This is a genomic window from Paenibacillus sp. JNUCC-31 (assembly GCF_014844075.1).
In the GTDB taxonomy this organism is placed as follows: domain Bacteria; phylum Bacillota; class Bacilli; order Paenibacillales; family Paenibacillaceae; genus Paenibacillus.
Genome location: NZ_CP062165.1, coordinates 1388302 through 1411902 on the forward strand (window position 1 = coordinate 1388302; position 23601 = coordinate 1411902).

The 23601-nt window shown below is 48.5% G+C and carries 20 protein-coding genes and 1 other annotated feature; of the genes, 5 read left to right on the plus strand and 15 right to left on the minus strand.

Annotated elements, in window-relative coordinates; all coding sequences use genetic code 11:
- Window positions 1-4 precede the first annotated feature (4 nt).
- Window positions 5-388 carry an STAS/SEC14 domain-containing protein gene (locus tag JNUCC31_RS05870; RefSeq protein ID WP_192269406.1) on the plus strand — a complete coding sequence of 128 codons (384 nt, stop codon included), beginning with the start codon at window positions 5-7 and terminating at the stop codon, window positions 386-388.
- A gap of 252 nt (window positions 389-640) precedes the next feature.
- Here the strand turns inward: JNUCC31_RS05870 and JNUCC31_RS34045 are convergent, their stop codons facing one another.
- The 7 genes from JNUCC31_RS34045 to JNUCC31_RS05905 all read right to left on the minus strand — a co-directional run bounded on the left by JNUCC31_RS34045 (window position 641) and on the right by JNUCC31_RS05905 (window position 8187).
- On the minus strand, window positions 641-910 hold the full coding sequence (locus JNUCC31_RS34045; RefSeq protein WP_192269409.1) for an IS3 family transposase: 270 nt from the start codon (window positions 908-910) through the stop codon (window positions 641-643).
- 40 nt (window positions 911-950) lie between these two features.
- Entirely contained in the window at window positions 951-2507 is a 1557-nt protein-coding gene (locus JNUCC31_RS05880) for a glycoside hydrolase family 32 protein (RefSeq protein WP_192269413.1), read from the minus strand.
- A gap of 81 nt (window positions 2508-2588) precedes the next feature.
- Window positions 2589-4040 (minus strand): glycoside hydrolase family 68 protein, encoded by a 1452-nt coding sequence (locus JNUCC31_RS05885; RefSeq protein ID WP_192269416.1) that lies wholly within the window; start codon window positions 4038-4040, stop codon window positions 2589-2591.
- 239 nt (window positions 4041-4279) lie between these two features.
- Window positions 4280-5125: a PRD domain-containing protein gene (locus tag JNUCC31_RS05890; protein WP_192269419.1), complete on the minus strand. Its 846-nt coding sequence runs from the start codon at window positions 5123-5125 to the stop codon at window positions 4280-4282.
- 9 nt (window positions 5126-5134) lie between these two features.
- Window positions 5135-6682 carry a PTS transporter subunit EIIC gene (locus JNUCC31_RS05895; RefSeq protein WP_192269422.1) on the minus strand — a complete coding sequence of 516 codons (1548 nt, stop codon included), beginning with the start codon at window positions 6680-6682 and terminating at the stop codon, window positions 5135-5137.
- Window positions 6683-7085: 403 nt separating this feature from the next.
- On the minus strand, window positions 7086-7640 hold the full coding sequence (locus JNUCC31_RS05900; protein ID WP_192269425.1) for a dihydrofolate reductase family protein: 555 nt from the start codon (window positions 7638-7640) through the stop codon (window positions 7086-7088).
- 88 nt (window positions 7641-7728) lie between these two features.
- Entirely contained in the window at window positions 7729-8187 is a 459-nt protein-coding gene (locus JNUCC31_RS05905) for a DUF5662 family protein (protein ID WP_192269428.1), read from the minus strand.
- 119 nt (window positions 8188-8306) lie between these two features.
- Window positions 8307-8564, minus strand: a binding site (T-box leader).
- A 172-nt stretch (window positions 8565-8736) separates the two neighbouring features.
- Between JNUCC31_RS05905 and JNUCC31_RS05910 the strand changes: the two genes are divergently transcribed.
- Both JNUCC31_RS05910 and JNUCC31_RS05915 read left to right on the plus strand, forming a co-directional pair.
- Entirely contained in the window at window positions 8737-9228 is a 492-nt protein-coding gene (locus JNUCC31_RS05910; RefSeq protein ID WP_192269431.1) for an RNA polymerase sigma factor, read from the plus strand.
- Entirely contained in the window at window positions 9225-9923 is a 699-nt protein-coding gene (locus JNUCC31_RS05915; RefSeq protein ID WP_192269434.1) for a zf-HC2 domain-containing protein, read from the plus strand. Before JNUCC31_RS05910 ends, JNUCC31_RS05915 begins: the two co-directional genes overlap by 4 nt.
- Before the next feature lie 78 nt (window positions 9924-10001).
- Here the strand turns inward: JNUCC31_RS05915 and JNUCC31_RS05920 are convergent, their stop codons facing one another.
- On the minus strand, window positions 10002-10556 hold the full coding sequence (locus tag JNUCC31_RS05920; RefSeq protein ID WP_192269437.1) for an NAD(P)H-dependent oxidoreductase: 555 nt from the start codon (window positions 10554-10556) through the stop codon (window positions 10002-10004).
- Window positions 10557-10755: 199 nt separating this feature from the next.
- Here JNUCC31_RS05920 and JNUCC31_RS05925 point away from each other — a divergent pair, with 199 nt between their 5' ends.
- Together JNUCC31_RS05925 and JNUCC31_RS05930 are read left to right on the plus strand one after the other, a co-directional pair.
- On the plus strand, window positions 10756-11118 hold the full coding sequence (locus JNUCC31_RS05925) for a winged helix-turn-helix transcriptional regulator (protein WP_192269439.1): 363 nt from the start codon (window positions 10756-10758) through the stop codon (window positions 11116-11118).
- A gap of 46 nt (window positions 11119-11164) precedes the next feature.
- Window positions 11165-11884: an SDR family NAD(P)-dependent oxidoreductase gene (locus JNUCC31_RS05930; RefSeq protein ID WP_192269444.1), complete on the plus strand. Its 720-nt coding sequence runs from the start codon at window positions 11165-11167 to the stop codon at window positions 11882-11884.
- 215 nt (window positions 11885-12099) lie between these two features.
- On the opposite strand, the gene JNUCC31_RS05935 is transcribed toward JNUCC31_RS05930, so the two are convergent.
- From JNUCC31_RS05935 to JNUCC31_RS05965, 7 genes are all read right to left on the minus strand, one after another.
- Entirely contained in the window at window positions 12100-15597 is a 3498-nt protein-coding gene (locus JNUCC31_RS05935) for a glycoside hydrolase family 3 N-terminal domain-containing protein (RefSeq protein ID WP_192269448.1), read from the minus strand.
- A gap of 10 nt (window positions 15598-15607) precedes the next feature.
- Window positions 15608-16771 carry an N-acetylglucosamine-6-phosphate deacetylase gene (locus JNUCC31_RS05940; protein WP_228469536.1) on the minus strand — a complete coding sequence of 388 codons (1164 nt, stop codon included), beginning with the start codon at window positions 16769-16771 and terminating at the stop codon, window positions 15608-15610.
- Window positions 16768-17550: a glucosamine-6-phosphate deaminase gene (locus tag JNUCC31_RS05945; protein ID WP_192269455.1), complete on the minus strand. Its 783-nt coding sequence runs from the start codon at window positions 17548-17550 to the stop codon at window positions 16768-16770. Before JNUCC31_RS05945 ends, JNUCC31_RS05940 begins: the two co-directional genes overlap by 4 nt.
- A 41-nt stretch (window positions 17551-17591) precedes the next feature.
- Complete coding sequence (locus JNUCC31_RS05950; RefSeq protein ID WP_192269458.1) at window positions 17592-19868, minus strand: Ig-like domain-containing protein; 2277 nt, start codon at window positions 19866-19868, stop codon at window positions 17592-17594.
- 68 nt (window positions 19869-19936) lie between these two features.
- Window positions 19937-21496: an extracellular solute-binding protein gene (locus JNUCC31_RS05955; protein WP_192269460.1), complete on the minus strand. Its 1560-nt coding sequence runs from the start codon at window positions 21494-21496 to the stop codon at window positions 19937-19939.
- 55 nt (window positions 21497-21551) lie between these two features.
- On the minus strand, window positions 21552-22421 hold the full coding sequence (locus JNUCC31_RS05960; RefSeq protein WP_228469537.1) for a carbohydrate ABC transporter permease: 870 nt from the start codon (window positions 22419-22421) through the stop codon (window positions 21552-21554).
- A gap of 13 nt (window positions 22422-22434) precedes the next feature.
- On the minus strand, window positions 22435-23403 hold the full coding sequence (locus JNUCC31_RS05965; RefSeq protein ID WP_192269462.1) for an ABC transporter permease: 969 nt from the start codon (window positions 23401-23403) through the stop codon (window positions 22435-22437).
- Window positions 23404-23601 lie beyond the last annotated feature (198 nt).

Below are 23601 nucleotides of genomic sequence, written 5' to 3' on the forward strand. Positions count from 1 at the left end.
TCAAATGGATAAAACGAATAATCTTAGTACAGTTAAGGAACATGATCTTGTTATTACACATCTTACCGGAAATATCTCTGTAGACGATGTAAACCACTGGTATGACGATTTCATTTCTGTTTGCCAACCATTATTGGATAATGGACAAAAATTCAAACTACTGGTTAACAGACTACCTTATCAAGCGGAGCACTTTACTGTCCAAAAGACTTGGAGAGAAAAGTTCTTTAATGATTCTTTACTCAAACAATGTAATGCCATTGCTTTTGTGATTGAAAGCGGGGACGTTATGAGTCATTTAAAAGAGACTTATACTTCCGAGAAGGTTCAATTTTTCAATGATTATTCAGAAGCTCATCAATGGATCACTAACTTTACTGCATCTTAATATTAGAAACAAGGGAGATTGCCCAAGTCTCATCCCTAAGCTAAGGCCGTCGAGAAAGTATCGACGGCTTTTTTATACTCAAATCCCTCAGCAATTACGTACTAACACTCGCCGATACATGTCATAATCAACCACATTCGCAGGCGGATGATTCATGCTGATATCCTGCCGTGTAAATGCATTTTTCCCCATCGTCTCCCCCTTTCCTCTAGTAAAAATTAGCGCAGCTGAATTAACCATGGATTGTCAACATTAAATCAGACAACTTTTTTTAAGGGCTACTTGACGATACTGAGCAGGCGTCATGTACTCCAGTGATCCGTGAATTCGGTACTTGTTAAACCAGTTGACGTAGTCGTATAATTCCAATTTCGAAATTGCATCTGGTAGATAAATTCCCTTTTCTTTGGGTATTAGAGAAAAGAGTTCCTGACAGACCCTGAAATGCCTTAGATTGATATTGCCCAGTGCTTGCTCCACTTTCCCTTTCTGATTGCCAGCACCAATCCCTGTAAACTTCACGCCTATACCCAAAAAAGCGGGCTTTTCGTCATGCCGCCGATTAATCGAAATATTTAATCCGCAAGTTGCTAAATACTGCCGTCCCGCCTTCAGCATACAGCGTGATCCCGCGGTCACTCCATTTTGGAAAAATGACATTGGATAACACCAATGAACCATCATCAACGAAGACCTCGATACTGGTCTTGTCTACCAGAATCTTGAGATGAACCTTGTTCTTCTCGGGAGCAAATGCCGCCTGACTCTCCAAGTCTCGGCCACTCCTGTCAGGATTCCCGGTATAGGTCCGGTTCACATAGACATAGCCACCTTCTACATTGACGCCTGTATCCACATGTCGGCTCTGGTCGTTGGATTCACGAAGCCTTAAACCAATATTATTGATCTTGGTCCACGATATATCAGCCTCAAGCTGATATGAATCTCCCATCACATGAAGTGTATGAGATCCCTTGACTGTAATCGGTTTAAAGGCAGTCTCCGAGACCACTGCCTGTTCCAGAGACTCAATCGGCCTTGAGATCAGTCGATACTGACCCGTTTTTGATGTAATAAGTTTAATTTCCCGAACAATCGAATCCATGCCGTTGTAACCTTCCTGGAGTGTCGGCGTATTGTTGGCATAGCTCCAGTTATTCATCCAGGCGAATGCGTAGCGGTGATCGGTTTTGTCACTGCTAGCCCCATCTTCAAATGTAATTCCTCCATACCAGTCGAAACCATAGTCGAGCCATTGTGGTTTATGAAGGTCGGGGACAAATTCTCTGCCATTAAAGCTTCCGGTCCAGTAAGCGTAGGTGTTGGGTTGCCCTGATGATCTGCCGTTGCCGCTTACGCCAAGCACCCATTTATAGGTGTCGTTATCTGCCCGCATCACAAATAGATCAGGACATTCCACCAACCCTACGTTTTCCGTGAAGAAGCCGCCGGTATATCGCCAATTTTTCAGATTAACCGACTCATAGAACCCAATCTTCGTCCCTTCAGCCAGAGCCATAACCCATTTTTCGGATTGCTCATCCCAGATGATTTTAGGGTCTCTAAAATCCTTTTGTCCCGGATTCTTTATCACCGGTCGATCTCCATAAGGCTTAAATGTTTTCCCTTGATTGGTGCTGTACCATAAATATTGTTCCTGCTGTCCGCTGCTCGCAGAGGGCTGCGTCATAATCGCAACAATCGCTCCCTTGCCGAAGCCTGCTGTACCTGACTCATCTACAACCAATGAGCCAGACCATGGATCACCGTTCCGGTTCGTGTATTTGGGGATTGCCACTCCTTCATCCTTCCAATGAACCAGATCGACCGATGTGGCATGCCGCCATTCCGTACCATTGCCTGTGGGGTAATCACCATTATACAGATAATAATAGTGGTACTTTCCGTCCAGATATATCGGCCTTTGAGGATCATTCTTCCACTTGTCTGGCGTTGTAAAATGAAAGCTAGCTCGCAGGCTCGCGCCAGGAGAGGCTAATCCCGTATCCGCTGTAGGCCATGGGCTGTTGGTCAGGATCGGAATAACAGTGAAGGCAAGCGTGATCACACCACAGACAGCAGACCAAATGATTATTTTCCTTCTGATTTTGTTATTCATAACAGATACCTCGTTTGTAAAAAAAGAAAATGCCAATAGTTATCGACATTTTCTTTCTTTTAGATTCTCTGCGGAATTGGTTTATTCCACTGTCAATTGTCCTTGTGCCAGAATGCTGTCCTTCACTACGGATGTTTTGGATCCTTTGATATTCACCAGGAAACTTGGTGCGAAGGTAGAATGATGATCTTCAAACATTCCTCGGTTGGTCATATAACTAGTGATCACTACGTTGTTGCCTTGAACCTGCGGAATAGCAAAATGTGCGTAAGTCCAGGTAACATCCTTAGGGTCCAGATCTTGATGCAATACAAGTCCAGTACCATTCAATGGCTTATAAGGTCCGGTCAGAGAACCAGATACATATCCCAACATGTAGATATCTTCAGCATCAACACCATCCACAACCATTTTGGCTCCTCTTGTATCCGTGAACAAATACCATTTTCCATTCAATTTAAAGATATTTGCGCGTTCAATTTCATCTGTTACCGTATTGGATGCAATCAGCGGCTTCATCACTTGTTTTAAGGTATAGTCATCATTCAGTTCAATGATCCCCAAAGCGCCATTGGCTAAGGAAGCTAACTTTTTATTAGGGCTTTGCAGCAATTTCTCCCTCTCGGCCTGGAAGAACTTCTTGCTTCCTTCGTAGAAGGCTCTGTTATTGAATGCATCATCGCCCTGGTAGCCCGTCTCTGTTCCAGTATTGGCTTCGAAAACAAGGTATTTGTGACCCTTATCTTCAACGTAATGAGGATCTCTCAGCGTATGATTGTCGGAATAATCCCCACCGCTGAAAGCCTGCTCCACGGTTTGATACATTTTGCCGTCACCATCAAAGATCGACTTGAAATCTTCAACACCCTCCACTTTGAGCGTGTCCTCTGTAAGTTCGGAGACATTGATTTGAGCAGTCGTCAGGGTTTGCTTGCCATAAAATCCGTTGGCCGGGTCCCAGCCATGACGATTGGTATAGAAGAGACGAATATGGCCATCCGTAGTCAGCGTAGAAGAGCCGGACCATTCCTCTTCCTGGTGGTTCAGAATGGGGTCGTTCGGAACGTCCTTGTCGGTGTTTTTGAACACTCTCCCTGCATTTTTCCAGGCATCAATGGACGTGTCTCCTGCTTTTTTGTAGAACATATAGATGAATGTGTCTGATCCCCGATCCGGGTCACCCGCCAAACCAAAAACGATTTGATAACCATGATAGTCAGCTACAGTACCATCTGCATTTTGCAGTGGCCAGGTATCCCACACATCCATGTCGATGACATTACCCTTCTCATCATATCCTTTTGCGGAAGGTAGATTTTGGATAGTAGATGCGTCAAACTGAGGAACTTTGAATTGTTCTTTGATTTGTTCCGCAGGGATTTTCAGGGCGTCTGTGCGTGTAATATGGGAGAAACCATAACTCTCTTTGTAGTCTGAACTTTCTTTTGCAAAAGCCGAAACTCCCCCACTTGCCAATAGTGCTGTTGCAAACGTTACTGCTGTCGCTCTTCTCACAATCTTCTGGAAATTCATTAGATGTATCCCTCTCTCTTGTCATTTTTTCCGGAAAACAGAAAAAGACCTAAAAATCGTTAGGGTATGGTGGGTACACCGATCCCAACGGACTTTTAGGTCTTGCCTGCTTACCAGTAACAATCCCGACATATTCAACTGTCGATAACTATTCTATATGGTCGGATCAAAATTTGGCTATAGATCGAAACTCCCGATTCGGATCAAGGACCAGGGACTCAGTTTATCAAGCATCATAATCAATCTGAGGATGGATGAAGTCGATGATCTATCCGAATGATTTCCATGGCGATCACAACCAGTTGGCTTTCGGTAAAAGCATATCCATAATCCTCTTCAATCATTTCACCGATCTCGCGGGCCTGTGTATATGCTTCGGTAAAATTCATCTTTGCCATCGCTACAAGCTCCGGATTCAGTTCATTGCGAAGTCTGCCTGATTCATCCGTTTGCAGCATATTCTCAAGCTGGGTCAAAAGTCGCTCATAGTTCGCAGACCGTCGATCCAGTACACCGGCAACTTGTCCTACACCTTCCGCGATATCCCTGATCATGGCCGTCTTTTCCGGAGCCTTATGGCGCATGCCCGCATTCTTCCAGGCCGTATGGATATGCATGGCGATATAACCCACCTCATCTTCCGGGATGACCACCTGCAATTTCTCGTAGATCAAACGCTTGGCATGAAGCCCAAGCTGGAACTCTCTTGGATAGAGGATACGAATCTCCTCAAGCAGCGTATTCCGAATTTCGATTCCCTTGCCAATCCGCTCCAAGGCAAACGAGAGATGGTCTGCAAGAGCGATATGGATGTGCTCATGAAACGTAACACCAAGTGCTTTCTCGGCGAAAGTGATGATCTGCTGGGTGACTGCAATTTCTTCTTCGGGCAGGGTCCCCAGTATTTCCTGAAGGTGGTTGTACTGCTTCGGATCAGTCATCACAAACACTTTTTCAACAAGGCTTGAGTCTACAATATCATTTTTTCCTTTTTGGAAAACAACACCCGGCCCCATGACAATTTTCTCTTCTCCATGATCGTTAACCACAGCGGCGTTATTGTTAAGTATTTTTTTGATCTTCATGTTAGTCTCCTATGCCTGTTCGTTAAGTTTATCAGCTTCTGGTCGAACATCGCGATCCACACCGAGCAGCAAGGTAACGGCAAAAGCCGTGGCCAGAGCAAGCACAAAACCTATCAGATAATGAACAAGATTCATCAACCCGGGCTGTACGATAAAAGCGATCATCGGCAATCCGGTTAGCCCAAATGAACTGGCGATAACCTGATGAAAAGCGACATATGCCCCTCCGGTGGCTCCTCCGGCAGCGGCACCCAGAAAGGGGCGCCCAAGTTTAAGATTCACACCATAGGTGATTGGCTCGGTGATACCGAACAGTGCGGTGATCGAAGCAGGCAATGCTATTTTCCTTAATGCTTTGTCCCGGGTTCTGGCATACACCGCAAGACCGGCTCCTGCTTGCGCGATATTCGCCATGGACCAGATCGGAAGCAAGAAATTAAAGCCGATATCCGGATTGGAGATCAGTCCAACTTCGACAGCCTGAATCCCGTGATGAAGACCGGTGATCACAATGGAGCTATAGACCCCTCCAAGCAGAAGGCCAAAATACAAGCTCCCATAGTTGAAGACGTGTTCCAGAATACTTCCGAGCGAGCGGCCCAAACCAAGAGCAAGGGGTTCAATAACCAGTACTGCAAGAGTGCCCGCGATGCTAAAGCTTAAGAAGGGAACGAGAAGAACAGCTCCGGATGACGGTATCCATCGCCGTAGTCCTTTCTCAACTATCGTTAACATTAGCGTCGCAAGAACGGTTGGGATTATGGCTCCCTGATACCCGAATTGCGGTGACATGGGCAAAACTTGAGCAAAGACCGGATCTCCACCGATTTTGGTGAACGGAAGAATTCCCGGATGAGTCATGACAATCCCCACAGCGGCACCAAGCGCCGGGGTTCCCCCGAACCGCTTGGCCGTGTTGTATCCGAAGAGAACCGCCATCAGCTGGAACGCTGAGCCCGTCAGCAGTGACAGAATCCGGAACCACATTTGGCCTGGATCACCCCACCCGAATGCCCCCGCAAGTCCCAAGAGACCCAACAGCAGTCCAGCCCCGACGAAGAGCGGAATAATGGGTACAACGATATCAGAAAAAAATTGGAATGCGTCCATCAACCTGTGTAACAGAGATCGTGAATGAAGCCCCTTATCATTGGATGACCTGCTAGCGGTAGACACGGACGGCAGTGTACAGGAGTCAGTATGGTTTTCTTCGTGTAGCCCTGATGTGAGAGGTCCATTCGGGCCGTCTTCTTTGGATATGGACGAAGCAGTTGACTGAAGCATGCCATTCACCTGACGATTAACCTTTGAGACAAGAGCGGGACCAAGGATAATCTGCAATTGCCCAGCACGAATGTACACCCCTTGAATTTCCTGCATACCGTCAAGACGTTCTTGTTCCACCAGATCAGTGTTCTGCAATCGGAGTCGGAGTCGTGTCGTGCAATGGGTGCTTTCGATAATATTGTCCGTTCCACCAGACCATTCAATAAGTTGCATGGCTAATGCCCTAGCGGAACTACGCCCCGTTTTGACACTCCGGTCATCTTGCGGCATGAATGCTCCTCCCTGTTACTTAGCATTAAACGGACATCGAAGGACCGACGTCTATTATTGAAAGTTGATCTTCTTCAAAAATAACAATTCCGTCATTTATGGCAATATTACTATTGTGACCACTTCACTTTCCAAAATCAATGGTCAGTAAATACCACTACTCTGAGGACAATGACTCATCTTGGATCAATTATGAGGAACATCCGGTGGCTAGTGAGGAAAAGTGAAAACAAGGAGCTCGCATCAGACGGAGGTCACTGAGGAACTTATGCTTTTTGGGCAAGTTCAAGCAATAGACGAAAAAAATGCGTCACCTCATCCGAATTTTCCGGAAGGTGTCGCATTTTTTATGAGTTAACCTGATTAGCCCCGCCACTTCCGAAATGTTATTAGAGGAGCGGTATCATTTTCTATCCAGCTGGTAGATTACTTGAACAACACCGGAAGTAAACGTTCTTGTATGAACCGTTTTCAAATTTATTCTCTGTTTCACATCAATAAATAACGGCTTCCCTTCTCCCAAGATAACAGGGTGAATGGATAATCTGAATTCATCAACTAGCCCTAAATTAATAAAAGTAGTAATAAGATTTGCTCCACCATATAACCAAATATCTTTACCCGGCTTATTCTTTAATTTAATTACTTCTTCAGTAATATTGTCATTAATGTAGATCGCTTTATTATCAGTCTCTTTTTTAGTCTTGGAAAACACATATTTCTCTTTCGTGTGAACCGTATCCCAAAACTCTTTCTCAGCATCAGTATTTTCACTATCCGGTGTAAATTCTCCCCATAAATCATAGCTTTTTCTTCCGTACAAAATAGTATCAATTTGATTCAGAAACGTATTAAACTCCATATCAGGATCCATGATGCACCAATCAACTTCCCCATTCTTCCCTTCAATATAGCCATCTAAAGTAACCGCTAAATCTAAAATTATTCTTCGGTTCATAACTTACATCTCCTTTCGTTAATATACCCTCATTATAAATCCAAATCACGACAAATCCTGTCATAGTTAAGAATTGTTTTTTGTTAGCCTAAAGGGCCTTTGTGCTTTGGTTGGACGTTAGAAGGTCAAGCTCTCTTTTCGTTTCAGGATGAACCACTATGCTCTCCGTTAGGTTTAGAGTAGTATCTTTTACTCTTTTCCCCCATTTTCTTGAAAAAGAGCGCCAATCACATACCATTTCGATGACATACTTCTTAGGCATGGGTAACGCCTCTTTTGTATTGGGGTTAATAACCCAGTACTCCCAATGGTGCTTATTTTTATGCTGATGACGAAGCCATGCGTATTTCCATTTCAACTCGTCTTCTAAGGTTAACGGTATTCCAGAGTAAAACTTTTTAGCGTATGGAAAGAATTCAGCCGGTAAAAATTTCGACCAATCATGAATAATCCCCTGAATATAGAGGCCTTCTTTCCAACATTCAATCAGTACATTCAGTTTATGATTAAGGATATACAAGAAATAATTCCAGTAAGCTTTTAGCATGAATTAAACCTCCTCTCAAGATCAAACCTCATTCCTTTTGAAAAGAACCCATAATTCCGATGCTATTAGAATAGTACTGCTCTGAGAAAAAAAAAGAATCCCACCTCCAAGAACAATGTCTTGGGGACGAGATTCGTCGTGGTGCCACCCCAGTTTACTAATCTGTCATCAGATTAATCTTATCGAGTACGGCATGACAATCATGCTTATACTCTAGCTCTGTAACAGGAGCTCCTGTCACACCACCCCCTGAACAGCCTCAGGTTCCGATGTGATGCTCAGAGATTTGATTCAATAAGGTTCCCCTTACTCCTTTTCAGCTACCGGAGCTCTCTGTAAATGTACACCTTACCTACTCTTCTCATCACTGCATTTGCCCAATTTTACCAATCTGATATTGAGTTTGTAAAGACAGCCGACTAATTAGCCGGCTGTCTACTTGAGTTATCATTCAGAGTTCTATTGGGGACTCACGGCAATCTTATGCCTTTAATTTATTTGTAACGAAATCCCCATGAACGGGTCTTATATACGTAAGGTGGTGAACAAGTGGCCGATGTGGAACAAATCTACGAACAATATTTTCAGGAGGTATATTTATTTGCGTTGTCTTTAAGCAGAAATCAGCAGATTGCAGAAGAAATCACTCAAGAAACGTTTGTAAAAGCCGTGAAGAATATCGACCAGTTCAAAGGCAACTGTAAAATCAGCGTTTGGCTATGTCAAATCGCCAAAAATACTTATTTCACATACATGGACAAACAAAAACGTTTCGAACCGGGGCCCCCGCCTGACACCAGATCTGGCACCAGCCTCACGATGGAACAACAGCTGATCGACAAAACCGAAGCTTTGCGCATCCATAAGCTACTGCACAACCTTAAGGAGCCTTACAAGGAAGTGTTTACGCTGCGGGTTTTTGGCGAGCTGTCTTTTGACCATATCAGCCAGATCTTCGGAAGAACGGAAAGCTGGGCCAGAGTGACCTTTCACCGTGCAAGGAACATTATTCAAGACTTACTACTGGAGGAAAAGCCATGAACAAACTATCCTGCGAGGTCGTTCGGGATTTGCTACCGCTGTATTACGATGAGGTATGCAGCGCTAACACCAAAGAAGTCGTTGAAGCTCACCTGGCTACCTGTGAAGCGTGTAAAGCAGCCTTGCACAAGCTTCAACTGAGCAGCAGCCTGCCTTTTGAGCTGATAGCGAAAAATAAATTGGAGAGCACGGGTCTGGCCAACTTCAAGGCGTATTGGCGGCGCTCAAAAAAAGCCTCGTTTCTAAAAGGCCTGCTGCTCGCGACAGCCGTGAGCGGAGCCTTATATCTCGGCTATGTCGGATTATTCCAATGGAATATTAACGAGGTTCCGGCCAGTGTCATTGAAGTCACGCAAGTCAGCCGGCTCCGAGACGGCAAAATCGCGTATCATGTGAAGATGACCGACGGTTACCGGGTGAATCAGGTGAATTACACATTGGAGGATGACGGGAATTTCTATATGACACCGGTTCGGCCTGTGATCAAATCCAAAAAATTTGCTGAGATCAGTCTTGCCAATATCTATAACTTCGTGGATCTCAATCAATTAAATGCCAACCGGAAGAACCCTGAAATCACCATTAAGGCCATTTATTACGGGCCCAAGGACAATGCGACGCTGCTCTGGAAGGAAGGCATGGAGCTGCCATCTGCAAGCGAGGAGGTTGAAGCACAATATGCGAATTGGGATTAGAAGCTTGTATTACCCAGAAGACGGCGTCGGGTACCTGCCCCCGAATAACCGCAAACGCGATTCAGGTCATTTTTCTGTTCAAACCGACAGGTTTCCGGCTACATGCTGATACTTACAGATATAGCTGATATATTCTTTGCCACTTTGGTTAATTTCTTCATCAGTGGCTTGAAATGAGGCACCAAAGACCGCAAAATACGGTAACGCTACGGCGCCAACATGATTGATGCTGGCTTTGAATGGCGTGACTACCTCATCTACAGTAAAGGACACTGAACCATCCCGTTTGTAATTTTCCTTTTTATCACCAATGGACATGGCCAAGCCCAGCTTTTTCCCATGCAGTTTGTTACCTGCTGATCCGTACGCCCATCCGTAAGCAAAAACATCATCAAACCACTTTTTTAACAAAGGCGGATAGCTGTACCAATACAACGGAAACTGCAAGATGATATGATCATATGCTTCCAGCAACTTCTGCTCTCTGGACACATCGATGTTCCAATCCGGATACGCTTTATAAATCTCATGGATGGTAATACCGCTCGAGTGTTGCTCCAGTTCTTCTTTCCATCGCTGATTCACTCTCGAAACCTCCATATTTGGATGCGCCAAAATGACAAGTGTTTTCATGATTACCATTCCTTTCTCGGTTCAGCTATAGGCTTTTTTTCGAATATGGCCATTATCATATAAGCCTGTGCAAAAGAAAATACACACTCGAAAGTAAGATGGTTACTTCAAAGTGTGTATAGACTTCATCAGCCATGCTGTGAGAAAATGAATATTTATACCACATCATCAGGATGTAACTTGAACGAGGTGATATCTCATGAAACAATATAATCTGGGGATCGAAGCGACCCTCGAAATCATCGGCGGCAAATGGAAGGCGCTAATCATCTGTTTGCTAATGTCCGGCGTGAAAAGGACAGGCGAATTAGAGCGAAGTATTGACGGAATTTCTCAAAAGGTACTGATCCAGCAATTACGCGAGCTTGAAAGGGACGGCCTTGTCAGAAGACATGTCTACCAGCAAATGCCGCCCAAAGTCGAATACAGCCTTACGGAGTATGGCGTTACCGCCAATAAGATTGTCGATGTGATGTGTGCATGGGGAAGGGAAAATATAGCATTAAGGCAACAACAAGGAGAAGAAATTATATTATCAGAAAATAAAGAGCCTGCTTTTTGAGCGGGTACTCATAGACTGACATTTTGAGAAGAAGGAGCATTTCAATTTGAAGAACTATCTTGTATTCGGTGCCAGCAAAGGATTAGGAGATGCATTTGTCAGAGGTGTGCCTGAGCATGGCGATAAAGTCTGGGTAATATCTCGCACGAAACCTGATAACTTGAAGCTGAACGATGGCGTAGAACGAATATGGATACAGGCAGATTTGTCCGATCTCCATGCAGCCAAACTGATCAGCGATGCGCTTCAGAACGAAATACTGGATGTTCTCATTTACAATGTGGGCATTTGGGAAAAGGAGGGGTTCGAGGACCACTATACGTTCGATAACGATACCCCCGCCGACATCAGTAATCTGATTCATGTGAATATAACATCCGCTATTGTATGCATTCAGGCATTATTACCCCACCTCAGACAATCGACAGCTGGCAAAATCGTTCTGATCGGCTCGACTGCGGGTCTGAGCAATGCGAACAATACCCAGGTTTCCTTTGTGGCCTCCAAATTTGCCATTCGAGGGATTACAGAGGCCTTGAGAGAACATACAAGAAACGATGGAATTGCGGTTACGTGTATAAACCCGGGAGAGCTTGCAGCCGAAATTCCGTTTAAAGATGGCATTGACCGCGCTCTTTCCGAATATAATGGTACACGCATCCCTCTACAGGATATCGTTTCTATCGTAAAATGCATCGTCAATCTGTCCAAAGCAGCCTGTGTAAAAGAAATTAACATTCCGGCCATAACGGATTTGAACGCTTAATTGAAAACCCACCGGGATTATAAATAATTCTCATGCAGATCAGTAAAAATTATACGATCAAAATCGGCAAAAAGCCCGTACACTAGCGGGCTTTTTGCCTTTTTATTATAGAATATAAGGCTAAATTACTTCGAAGAATGAAAGGTTGGCAAGTATATACGACATCGGATCATTTGGAAGTTTCATTGTCCTGTTCACAGTCCATATCTGACAAGTCACTTTGAGGCTGTCATGTACTCCACCAGTGCTCGCAGGGAAAAATCGGAGGTTGAGCACAGCAGGATGCTTCCAGCTGACTGCGGCAGTGCTCCATCATCATAAGGGTTACGCAGCACCAGATTCAGCAGCGGCTTAACCGCAGCCAAGGCCTCAGCCAGCGCCAGCTGGCCTGTGAATAGATGGGCATTAAGGGTGCCCTGGATCACAACGTCTGCATCAGCAGCTTTCTGTACCATGGACACGATCTGCTCGGCATCGGGCTTCATTGCACAATACCGGACCTCCACAATCAAACCTTCATCCTTCAACAGCGATTCCAGCCTGATTTCGGCAGAACCACTATTATCGGCCTGGGTCAGCTGCTCCTGCTGCGGCAGTATCAGCAAATATTTCAGCGAATCCTTGAGTGGGAGCAGGCCCTGCGGGTCCCGGCTGACTTTCACGGTCATACGAGCCAGCTTCAGTGCCGTTTTCTCCCACTGCTCTCTGGGAATCGGCTGTGCCGCTGCTCGGTACTGCAGGAATTGGTCATACAGCTGCCGAATACGAAGAACCGACTCGTCGATTCGTGCCTCGCTGATGCGCCCATCCCTTACAGCGCCCAGAATACTCGCGATCACCCGATTCTGGAACTCCGGCGTATGGCACATCAGGATCATATCATTCCCCGCCTGAACGGCAAGCACACCTACCTCTTCCGGGCTGAAATGTTTGCGGATGGCCCCCATTTCAATATCATCGGTGCAGATTACCCCCGCAAAGCCCAGTTTTCCCCTTAGCAACTTCGAAGCAAAATAGGGGCTGAGTGATGCTGGAAGTCCCCCGGATTCTGGAATGTTGGGAAACACCAGATGCCCCATCATGATTGAATCCGCTCCAGCTTCAATCGCCTCAACAAAGGGAAGCAGCGGCCCCTCCATCAACTGTTCAAGCGTTAGTTCACATTCGGGCAGAACGATATGCGAGTCTCCGCTCACTTGCCCATGGCCGGGAAAATGCTTTGCCGTCACAGCAACACCCGCTTCATGCATTCCCTGAATATAAGCTCGGCCGAAACCGGCCACCAGCTGCGGGTCCTCTCCGAAGGATCGAACGCCGACGACCGGATTATCAATATTCGTGTTCACATCCAGCACAGGTGCCCAGTTCATCGGAATGCCAAGCGAATGCAGCTCACTGCCGATCACTCTACCTAGCAAACGGGCAGCTTCCGGGTCTTCACTTAATCCGACTGCCCGGTTCCCGGGGATATAGGGGAAGAAGGATTTGAACTTGGACAAGGTGCCTCCCTCTTCATCTACCGAAATATAATAGGGCAAAGGGCTGCCACTATCTTCGGCTATCCTCTGTACTTCTGCAAGCAATGCCAGCGTCTGCGGCTCACTCTCAATATTGTGTGGAAAGATGCCTATTCCGCCAAACGGGTGCTGCGACATTCTGCCGCGGAACTCCGGCTCGGCCCGAGTCGATGGCGTGCCAACTACGCACATCATCGCTATTTTGTCCTCCAGGCTCATTACCGTCCGATTGGCTGCTGGATGAATTACGTTCAGGCCCAATTCGTGATAAAGCGTTCGCTCCAGATAATCATGCAGATAGAACCTGGATTTCACAAAATGCTCTGCCATATCAGAGGACTGGTAACGCTCCAGCGCTGCCTTCATCCGAGGGAGGACACCATCACGCCCGCGGCGATTTCTCGTATAGTTGTTATGGAGTGAGCGCCACTCCGCATCGTCGCCGGGATACAGTTCCCAGCGGTAGGCATACTTATGGATCGCCCGCGAACGATCTGTCGCCACCTCAAAATCATGCATAATTGCAATCAGTTCCGCCTCTTCTTTATGCTCGCGCACTTCGTCCATCAGCTTCCAGATCACATCATAATAATCCTCCACCCTGTAATTGCCCAGACGATTGTGTCCGGTAACCGGATCAATGCCATGAAACCGTTCCAGAAAACGGTCGATGAAACTTGCGGCATCCGCCTTGCGGTTCCAGGCCAAATCCGCATGCAGCAGCATGGGGTACCAGGTGGTTTCGAAAATACCATACGGAACACCGAGACTGAAAGGCCCCGTCCAGTTGGTGGCAACCACGCAGTCCAGATCCAGCTTGTCGGCTGTCTCTGCCCATTGGAGTAGATTATCCGTCCGGTTCAAAAGCACCGGATAATTCTGATGCTCCGCCCAGTCAAAGCTGCGGACGGCTGGCGCTCCCATAATTTCAATGCCAAGCGACCTGAATTTGTTCGCATGCGAAGTGACCTCTGCTTCGATATTGCGACCGTTGTAGATCCAGATCATCGCTGCACTTCGTTGATCCAGCTTAGCCAGTTCATCTGGCGGGCACTTATCCAGCATGTCATGCCAGAAAATCGGCTGTTTCCCCCGCTCTGCCGTAAATGCGATCAGCCGGTTTAAAAAGGCAATAAATGCCCTTTCCCTTATGCCTCCAAACTCGACTTTGCAGCGTTCACATTCGCATAGGCTGTAGACCTCGTCACACCCGAGGTGGATATATCGCGAATCCGGGTGGGCGTCGATCATCTCCTCAAGTAAGGTGGTTATCAGCCCATAGGTCTCTGGATGTGATGGACAAATCTCCCCGGTAGACTGCTCTGTCTCGCGAAGATGCCGCCAACCTTCGTGGCGTAATACATATTCCAGATGTCCGAAGCTCTGCTGGAGTGGAATAATCTCTATAAAGTGCTCATGGGCGGTCCGCTTCAGTTCTTCCAGCTGTGAGAGGCTTAACGCATGCTTCGGGTGTGCGAATTCCGGATGCGTGCGGAATGGAAATTTATCCTCATATTCGACCAAAATCGCATTCGTCTTATAACGAGCGAATTCCGCCAAATACCCGATCAGCAGTTCCGGCTTCGAGAACGTCTGCCGCAGATCCAAATTCATTGCACGCACCGCTGTATCCGGCCAGTCTGTTATGGACAATGCCGGGATGTCTCCATCCGATCCACGCAGTTGTACCAGAGTCTGCAATCCGTAGAATAGACCCGCCGCATCCAGCGCGTAAACCTCTGCCCTTCGGGACGATACCTCCAACCGATATCCTTGTGCCCGCCCCGCAAGTCTGGCTGAATGTGTCTCGTCATTTCCGATGAATAAACTAACATCAGCGATGACCAGGCCCTTCTGTTGTACTCCCATAGCTTCAGGAGCTTCATGAACTGTTTGGACTTCTTGAGGTTTAGGAGCTTCTTGTGCTTCTTGTGCTTCGTGGGCTTCTTGAGCTGCATGGACCTCATCGACTATCTGCTGCATTTGCTTCCCTGGCAGACGTTCGATTACTAACAAATATCCTCTATCTATCCTGGAGCATGTATATTCCATCCCCGGAAATGCCCGTCGGCAATGAATTACCAATCTGGGTTCATCCTGCTCCATGAAAAGGCTCAGTCTTTCCTCGCCTTTCAGCCGCAAAGCGTCTCCCTCGGTCGCTGCAATCTGCTTCGGTTGTGGTATCAAGCTCTGCATCGCTCTCCCCCTATTCTCGGCTCTGTGGACTGATCCGACCATTCTTCCAACACTGTAAAACCCTCAACTTTCCCCCATCCAGATTGAAACTAACCACATCTGCAGGCGCTCCGACCTTAAGTCCAGCGGCCTGTTCAAGTCCAAGCAGCCGGGCTGGATGCACCGATGCACAATTCCAGACATCGGCAAGCCCAGACAGCCCCGCTTCCACGAGATAGCCCACCTGATCCGGCAGCATCATCGCCGAGCCAGCCAACAACTCCGGCTGGCCGGCAAGGTGCAGCCGACCTTCCGCCGTCAATACCACATCTCCGCCGATGTGAAGATGATAATAACCTGGCGGCATGCCGCTCAATGAGACTGCATCGCTGACCAGAATGGCGCGCCCCCCCTTCATCCGGAGAATCACGGCTAGTACGGACAGCGGAAGATGGTGACCATCCGCAATCATGCAGCCATACAACTCATCGGCCGCAAGCTGTTCCCACAGGTAGTTGGGATGGCGCGGAAGCGTCAGGTGCGTACCGTTACCAAGATGCGTGGACATGACAGCCCCTGCGGCGACCGCCTCCCGGATCTGCTCTGGCGTTGCTGCTGTATGTCCAATCGAGACCAAAATGCCGGATTCGCTGCAACGGTTTATAAATGCAGCCGCACCAGGCCACTCCGGGGAAAGCGTAATGATGCGAATCAACCCATCGGCAGCTTCCTGCCAACGACTGAGGGCCTCCCAATCAGGAGAAACAATATGCTGCTGCGGGTGTGCGCCGCGCGGGCCGTCCTCCCGCGAGAGGAACGGGCCTTCCAGATGAATGCCCGCAATTCCCTCGGCCGCATCCGGGTTCAGCCGAACGGCTTTCGCAATGGCGGAAGCCGCCTCAGCCAGCCGTACAGAACTGTTCGTAATTAACGTCGGACAATAGCTTGTAACACCTTGGCTTTGCAGCTTACGGGTTAGTTGCAATACCGTATCCGGACACAGCGGGGCTGTGTTCAGATCCAGCCCCCACCCGCCATTCACCTGTAAATCCACCAGTCCCGGTGCCAGCCAGGGCAGGCAATCTACGGAAAGAGCCCCTTCAAGCTCAGCAACCCCAGTGATACGTCCCTCTCCAACTGCCACCTCAATGGGCTTCCCGGTCCGATAGTGCCTCCCGATTATTGGCGCACTCACAGGCCGTAGGCTTCCCGGTCTGTGAACATCGTGATTCCAGGATGGGTACGCAGGATGGTAGCAGGACATGCCGTGCTGATCGGATCATGTAAAGCTGCTGCAAGTGCACGCCGCTTGGATGCTCCCGGCACAATTGCGAACAGCTCCCTTCCAGCCATTAACGTTGGCACAGTCAGGGTCAACGCCTCTGCAGGCACGTCATCCAGATGGGCAAAGCAACCATCATTCACTTGCTGGCAGCGGCAGGATTCGTCCAGCTCCACTGCTTTGACAACTCTTGGATCTTCAAAATCGGCAACTGGCGGATCATTGAAGGCAATATGCCCGTTTTCTCCGATCCCGAGGCAGACGATATCAATAGGAGCTTCACACAACAGGTTTCCATATCTTTGACTCTCCTGCTCCACATCTTGTAGCCCATCAAGCAGTTCCACCCGCCCAGGCTGCACGTGACTGAACAAACGTTCCGTTAAATATCGGCCAAAGCGCTGGGGAGCCGTATCCGCCAGACCGATATATTCATCCATATGAAAGGCGCAGACCCGTGACCAATCAATGCCTTGCTCCCGTATCAGACCTGCATACAATTCATTTTGCGAAGGCGCGGCAGCGAACACTATGCGAACCTGGCGCTCTGAATCCTGAAGCAGCTGTCTTAATCGGGCAGCTACCGCAGCGGCAGCCGCTGCCCCCATCTGATCCCGGTCGACATAAACCTGTACAGACATGCACTCAACGACGTGAGTTCCCATCGGTTTTATCAAGCCATTTCCGTTCATGCTTCGTTAACCTCCTTCAAGCTGTTTCTCTCCCGCTTTGTTCATTTGCCTGCATTTAGCATCAGCAGCGTTGCATGCGGCGAATCATGACCTGCTGCATAATAATAGCCGTTGTAACGGATTCTGCGTGGTTCAAAACCAACCTGCCTTCCCGGCCCAACTGCTTCCGAGCCAAGCGCTACACCTCCATCCACTCCGGTGATTCCGCTGATGTACCGTCCAGCAGCATAAGTGAATCTCCCCTCGACTCTCGCTCCAGCCAGTACTGCACCTGTATCGTAATCTCTAACTTTCAAGGTGACGGATGCCCCTGATCCGCCATAGACCAGATTCATGTCCGTTACAATCATGGGCTTCAGTATGGTGCTACCTGTGGTCGCCGAAACTTCATCAGTGAGTGGCCCAATATTACCACGCAAATCGCGGGCTGCAATACGGTAGTAATATGTCGTATCCGGCAGCAGTCCCTTGTCCTGGTAATTCAGGGTGCGGGCGAATCCAACGATATCCGCAGCGACAGGCGTGAACCCCTGCACTGTACTTCGGTAGATCACATAGCGTTCCACTTCCATGTTATCCGAAGCCATTCCATAATTCAGATGTACAGTCTGATAATCAGTGGCCTGAATAGACGGAACCCCTGGAAGGGCGGAAGGGGCCTCCTGGTCATCCGGCGCTGTCCACACTACACTACCTGGTCCCCAGTAAGAAGGAAGTGCCCGGTAGGAATCATAGTGATGGACAGCAATACCGCCGAAGCCGCTGCTCTGTCCGTAAGCTGCATACACTTTATCCAGTTCGGCTTCCATGTGGATGCGGCCTTCCTCCCAGAAAGTAATGCTCTCCGGGTCGCCGCTATTGGCAATATCCAGCGTTTCCACACCAATGACCACGGAGTGCGGCTTGCCGATCTGATCTGCGTATGCCAGTTCTCCAGCAGCTCCGGCAATAATGCCAGCTGAACCATCTGCTGTATCCCGGTAGTCCATAATGGAGATATAGTCGGAGATATCCTGAACATGCTCAGACAGCCATTTGCTGGAGCCATTCCACACGATATTAGCCCCTTGGTCCGATGTGTCATACCACTTGGGCACAGCAGGACCGAACGGAAGCCGAATACCTGCGGTATCCCGGCGACTAATCATCTTTTGCAGACCATCCAGGTATTCCTTCTGTAGAAAATGGCTTGGATCTTTGAAGTCGGGAGAGATATACGGCTCAATATCCACATTAATACCGTCAAATTTCTCCGTATCGCCTGCCGCAAGGTTGTAATTGATCACCTGCTCCATTTCCTGCACGGCATGATGGTGATATTTCTCGTAAGCGCCCATATAGGCCGGTGTAGTGCTGCCTGCAATTAACGCATGCACCTGCAGATTTTTGCTGTGCGCCCAACTCACGAAAGAACGCAACTCCATTTCCTGCGCTTCCAGTGCATCGTATCCGGCATAACCGCCCACTGCAAGATAAAGCGTCTGGACCGGTGTTTGGCCGAATGTCTGCGTATCCGTGATGAATGACTCCAGCACCTGGCGCGATTCAGGATTCAGCAGCAAGTTATAGCTCTCCGGCTCCCAGATCCACATGGCCCGCTCCTGTACAGGAAGAGGAACGGCAGTCTCATGCGTCCCGGTTCCAACCTGAGCATACACCGTCGGGCTATAACCATAACGCCCCGGGGCGCTGGCCGCTCTGGCCTCCAGACTGACCGTGCGATCGCCAAGTCCCGCCGTGTCCCAGGTGTATACATATGCAGGGCCCTGCTGAACAGCCTCTTCCCATGGCCCGCGGTTCACCCGAACCTCTACCCGCAGGATTGGAAGTGGCGAGCTGGTCTCGATCGACACCTCTACCTGGCCGCTAAGAGATACGCCCTCAGATGGTCCGGTAATGGTTACAACGGGGACAGCACCTGCCGGGTTATTAACGGTAAGGATGGCAGGCACCCCCCACACCCCGTAGCGGGTTGACGTATCCAATCCACGGACCACCAGCTCCACCGTCCCGTTATAGCCTGAGGTATCCAGCATATAAGACCAGGTGCCGCTGTCATCCCCATCTGGATCATTTAATACCACTTCGAATTGAGCCGTTCCGTCCACAAACAGTCGAATGTCATACAGGTCGGTATAACTGCCCCCAATTTCCACCAGCCCTCCATCCGACACGTAACCGCCCGCAGGCGCGTCCAGCGAGATTGAACCCGCTGCTTTTGCCTTGCCAGGTAAAGCTATTCCAATCGTCACCATACAGATCAACAGAAACAATCCCAGTCTGAATCCGGAGTACACACGCAGATGCTGCTTTTTCATAAGCGAAGCCTCCTTTTTCCATTCGTTAATGGTCTAGGATTTCCGTGCCGTACCTTACGTGCATTCGCTCATTTCGCGCTCAGCTGTACATTCTGAACACGGTCATACGCCTCCTTATAGGTGTTTAGCAGCTGATCTACCCCAAGATTGTTAATCTCCTCGACATACTTCTCCCAATCCGCCAGACTCCGGGAGCCGGTCACAAATTTGGCAAAGCTCTCGTCACGGTGCTTCTTGATCGCCTGCCCGGTAATGGATATGATTTCGTTCTCCCCCTCAGTAAAAGCAGGTCTTGGCTGCATTGCGGGAGGATCATACTTCACCGCTTCTTCATAGGCATGTTTCAGGTCATCCGAGAACAGCGACAAATGGGCGTTGAAATCAATCCAGGTATAGGTCCCACTGGTCTGAAGCCCTGTTTTCTTGCGCATTTCAATGACATCGTTATACTCCGGCTTGAACTTGATCGTATTGCCTTCCTTTACATAGGTCTCGCCCTCTACACCCCAGCTGCTGAGCGTACGACCTTCTTCGGAATAGAAAAAGTCCATGTACTTCATCACATCCTCAATATTCTTGGAGGTGGAAGCCACCGTCAATCCGCCTTCCATATAATGAAAATACGGATTCAGCTGTTTGCCGCCAGAGATGCCTGCCGGAGGGGCCAGGAATTGCATGTTGAATTCGGGATTCTCCTGCTGCATGGCATTGTTGAAGAAGTCAATTCGACTGATATAATCAATCGTTACGAATGATTTGCCGGTAGAGACCATATCCTGCCACTGCTTAGTTTGCAGTGATAAGAAGTCGGGTGGAACCAACCCTTCATCGTAAAAACGTTTCCACATTCCCACCATGGCCTTGTAGTTGTCTTCAGTCGGTCCATAGCGCCATTCCTTCTGGTCAAAATCATAGTAGGCACCCTCACCTGTTCCGTAGTTCACCGTCATATTGGCATTCATCTCATCCGGGATTTGGCCGTAGCGAATAGAGAGCGGATAGCTGTCCGGGTATTTCTCCTTCAGCGTCTTCAGCGCCGCATGCAATTCTTCATAAGTTGTTGGAACCTGGATGCCTTCCTTATCAAAAACATCCTTGCGGTACATCCAGATCATGCGGTTCGTCTCGCCAAAGCCCTGATTGGGAAACATATACATTTTGCCGTCGGCGGACAGGGCAGCCTTCGCCTCTTCGGGATATTCCTTCATCCATGCCTTCAGATTCGGCATACTGTCCATATACTCCATCAGATCAACCAGTGCGCCCTGCTGACCAAACTTGTTCGAATCCTTGCGATTGGGCATATACATCAGATCAGGCAGCGCTTTGGAGGCAATCGCCAGATTCAGGCTCTCATCCAGCTTGCCGGAAGGTGTCTGCACCTCCAGCGTGACGCCGGTCTTTTCCTTCAACCAGCCCCAAATGGGCCAGCTTTTGGAATAGGGGAACGTGGCATTATTGTCCAGCAGCGCCGTGAATGTCTTTTCTGCCCCGGCGGAGTTATCGCTTCCCCCGATGGAGTTCCCCTTGGTATTCGTTTGCGGGTCGGCACCACTGCCGCCACTACACCCTGCAACCATCGTTACTGCAATCAGCAGGGGAAGTATTACCGATTTCCATTTGCCCATAAGCTTCTCTCCCTTAATCTGAATTTGCGGTGCATTCCTTGTTTGCCTTTAAACTTTAGCCTTTGACCGCACCAACCATGGCTCCCTTGACGAAATACTTCTGTACAAACGGATAGATGACCAGAATCGGCAGCGTTGAAACCATGATGGTCGCATACTTGAGCGATTCCTCTACCACCAGGTTATCTCCTCCAATCGACGTTACGTCGCCTGAGCTTGCACTTCCGGCCAGTACCAGATTGCGCAGCAGTACCTGGAGTGGAAACAAATCCGGAGATCTTAGATAGAGCAGCGGAAAGATAAAGTTGTTCCACATCCCAACGGCATAGAAAAGGGCAATCGTGGCAAAGGAAGCCTTGGACAGCGGCACAATAATCCGTATGAAGATACCAATATCATTCAGGCCGTCCATGCGGCCCGATTCCTCCAGTTCTTTGGGAATGCCTGAGAAGAACGTGCGCATCAGAATCAGATTCCAGGTGCTGACTGCCCCCGGGAGAACCATGCCCCATATGGTATCCACCAGATTCAGGGAACGGACCACCAGGAAAGTCGGAATCATCCCGCCGCTGAAAAACATCGTAATGACAATCAGGATGGTGAAGGTATTGCGCAGCGCCATATCTTTTCTGGATAATGCGTAGGCTCCGGTCGAGGTGACCACCAGCGAGATCAGTGTGCCAAGCACGGTATAAATGATTGTATTTCGGTAAGCCGTCCAGATTTGCGGATCTCCCAGCACCAGTTTATACATGCTCAGGTTAAATCCCTTGGGCCAGAAGGAAATATTGTTTTGCATGACGTTCACGTTGCTGCTGAGGGAGACGGCCAGCATATGAAGGAACGGATAGAGTGTGACCACAACAACGAGCAGCAGAATCAGGGATGCCACAACGTTAAACCAGGAAAATCGGAGTGATTTCACGCCACACCTCTTTCTACCATAGACTGGTCTCACTTAATCGGCGGCTGAGCCAGTTGGCTGTATAGATGAAGATCAGACTGATGACTCCCATGAATAAATCAATGGATGCACCATAGCTGAAGTTCCCCTGTACCATGCCCACCCTGTAGACATATGTGCTGATAATATCTGCCGTATCGTAGATGGCCGGATTTTGCATCAGGAAGACCTTCTCGAAGCCGATCTCCAGCACTTTGCCGATATTCAGTATCAGCGTTATAACGATGGCGGGAGATATACCGGGCAGGGTGACATGCCAGATTTTGCGCAATCGGCTTGCTCCGTCCATATCCGCGGCTTCATACAATTGCGGGTCAATCGCCGTCAGCGCGGCCAGATAAATGATGGTCTCCCAGCCGATGTGCTGCCAGATTTCCGACAGGACATAGATGCCCCGGAACAGCCCTGGCTCATTCATAAAATTAATGGGTCCAATGCCGATCCCTGCCAGCAAATTGTTAATCAGCCCTCCGGTCGGGGACAGGAACATAATGACCATACTTGCCACAATGACATTCGAGATAAAATGCGGCAGATAACTGACCGTCTGCACAAAACGCTTAAATGCAGCCCTGCGTACCTCATTCAGCAGAATGGCCAGCAGGATCGGAGCCGGGAAGCCGAACACCAGCTTATACAGTCCCAGCAGAAACGTATTCTTCATCAGCGGCCAAAAATCGGGATTCTCCAGAAACATCCGGTAATATTTGAATCCCACCCAATCACTGGCCCAAATTCCCTTGAATAAATTGTAATCCTTAAACGTGATGACCAGACCAAACATCGGCGCATAGCGGAAGATCAAATAATACAGGAGGCATGGCAGGAATAGCAGCCATAGCGCCTTGTTCCTGTTCCAGGTTCGGACCAAACGCGACTTCCGCCGAGGCGGCCGGTGCGCTTCCTTTTGTGGTTTGATTTGCATTACATCAGCATTAGCCATCGGCATGCCCCCTCTTGCATAGATGATTGTACGTTGTTTTAATGATTGTACATGGACTTACATGTCAGCTTACTTCCCCCGGATTTCCGGGGTTGTTCTCCGAATTATAGTGATAAATCTTTAGAAAGCGCTATCTACATGTTATATAACTTTTCGCCTCTACTCCTTTTTTCCAGATATCCGCGTATAATTCAGTAA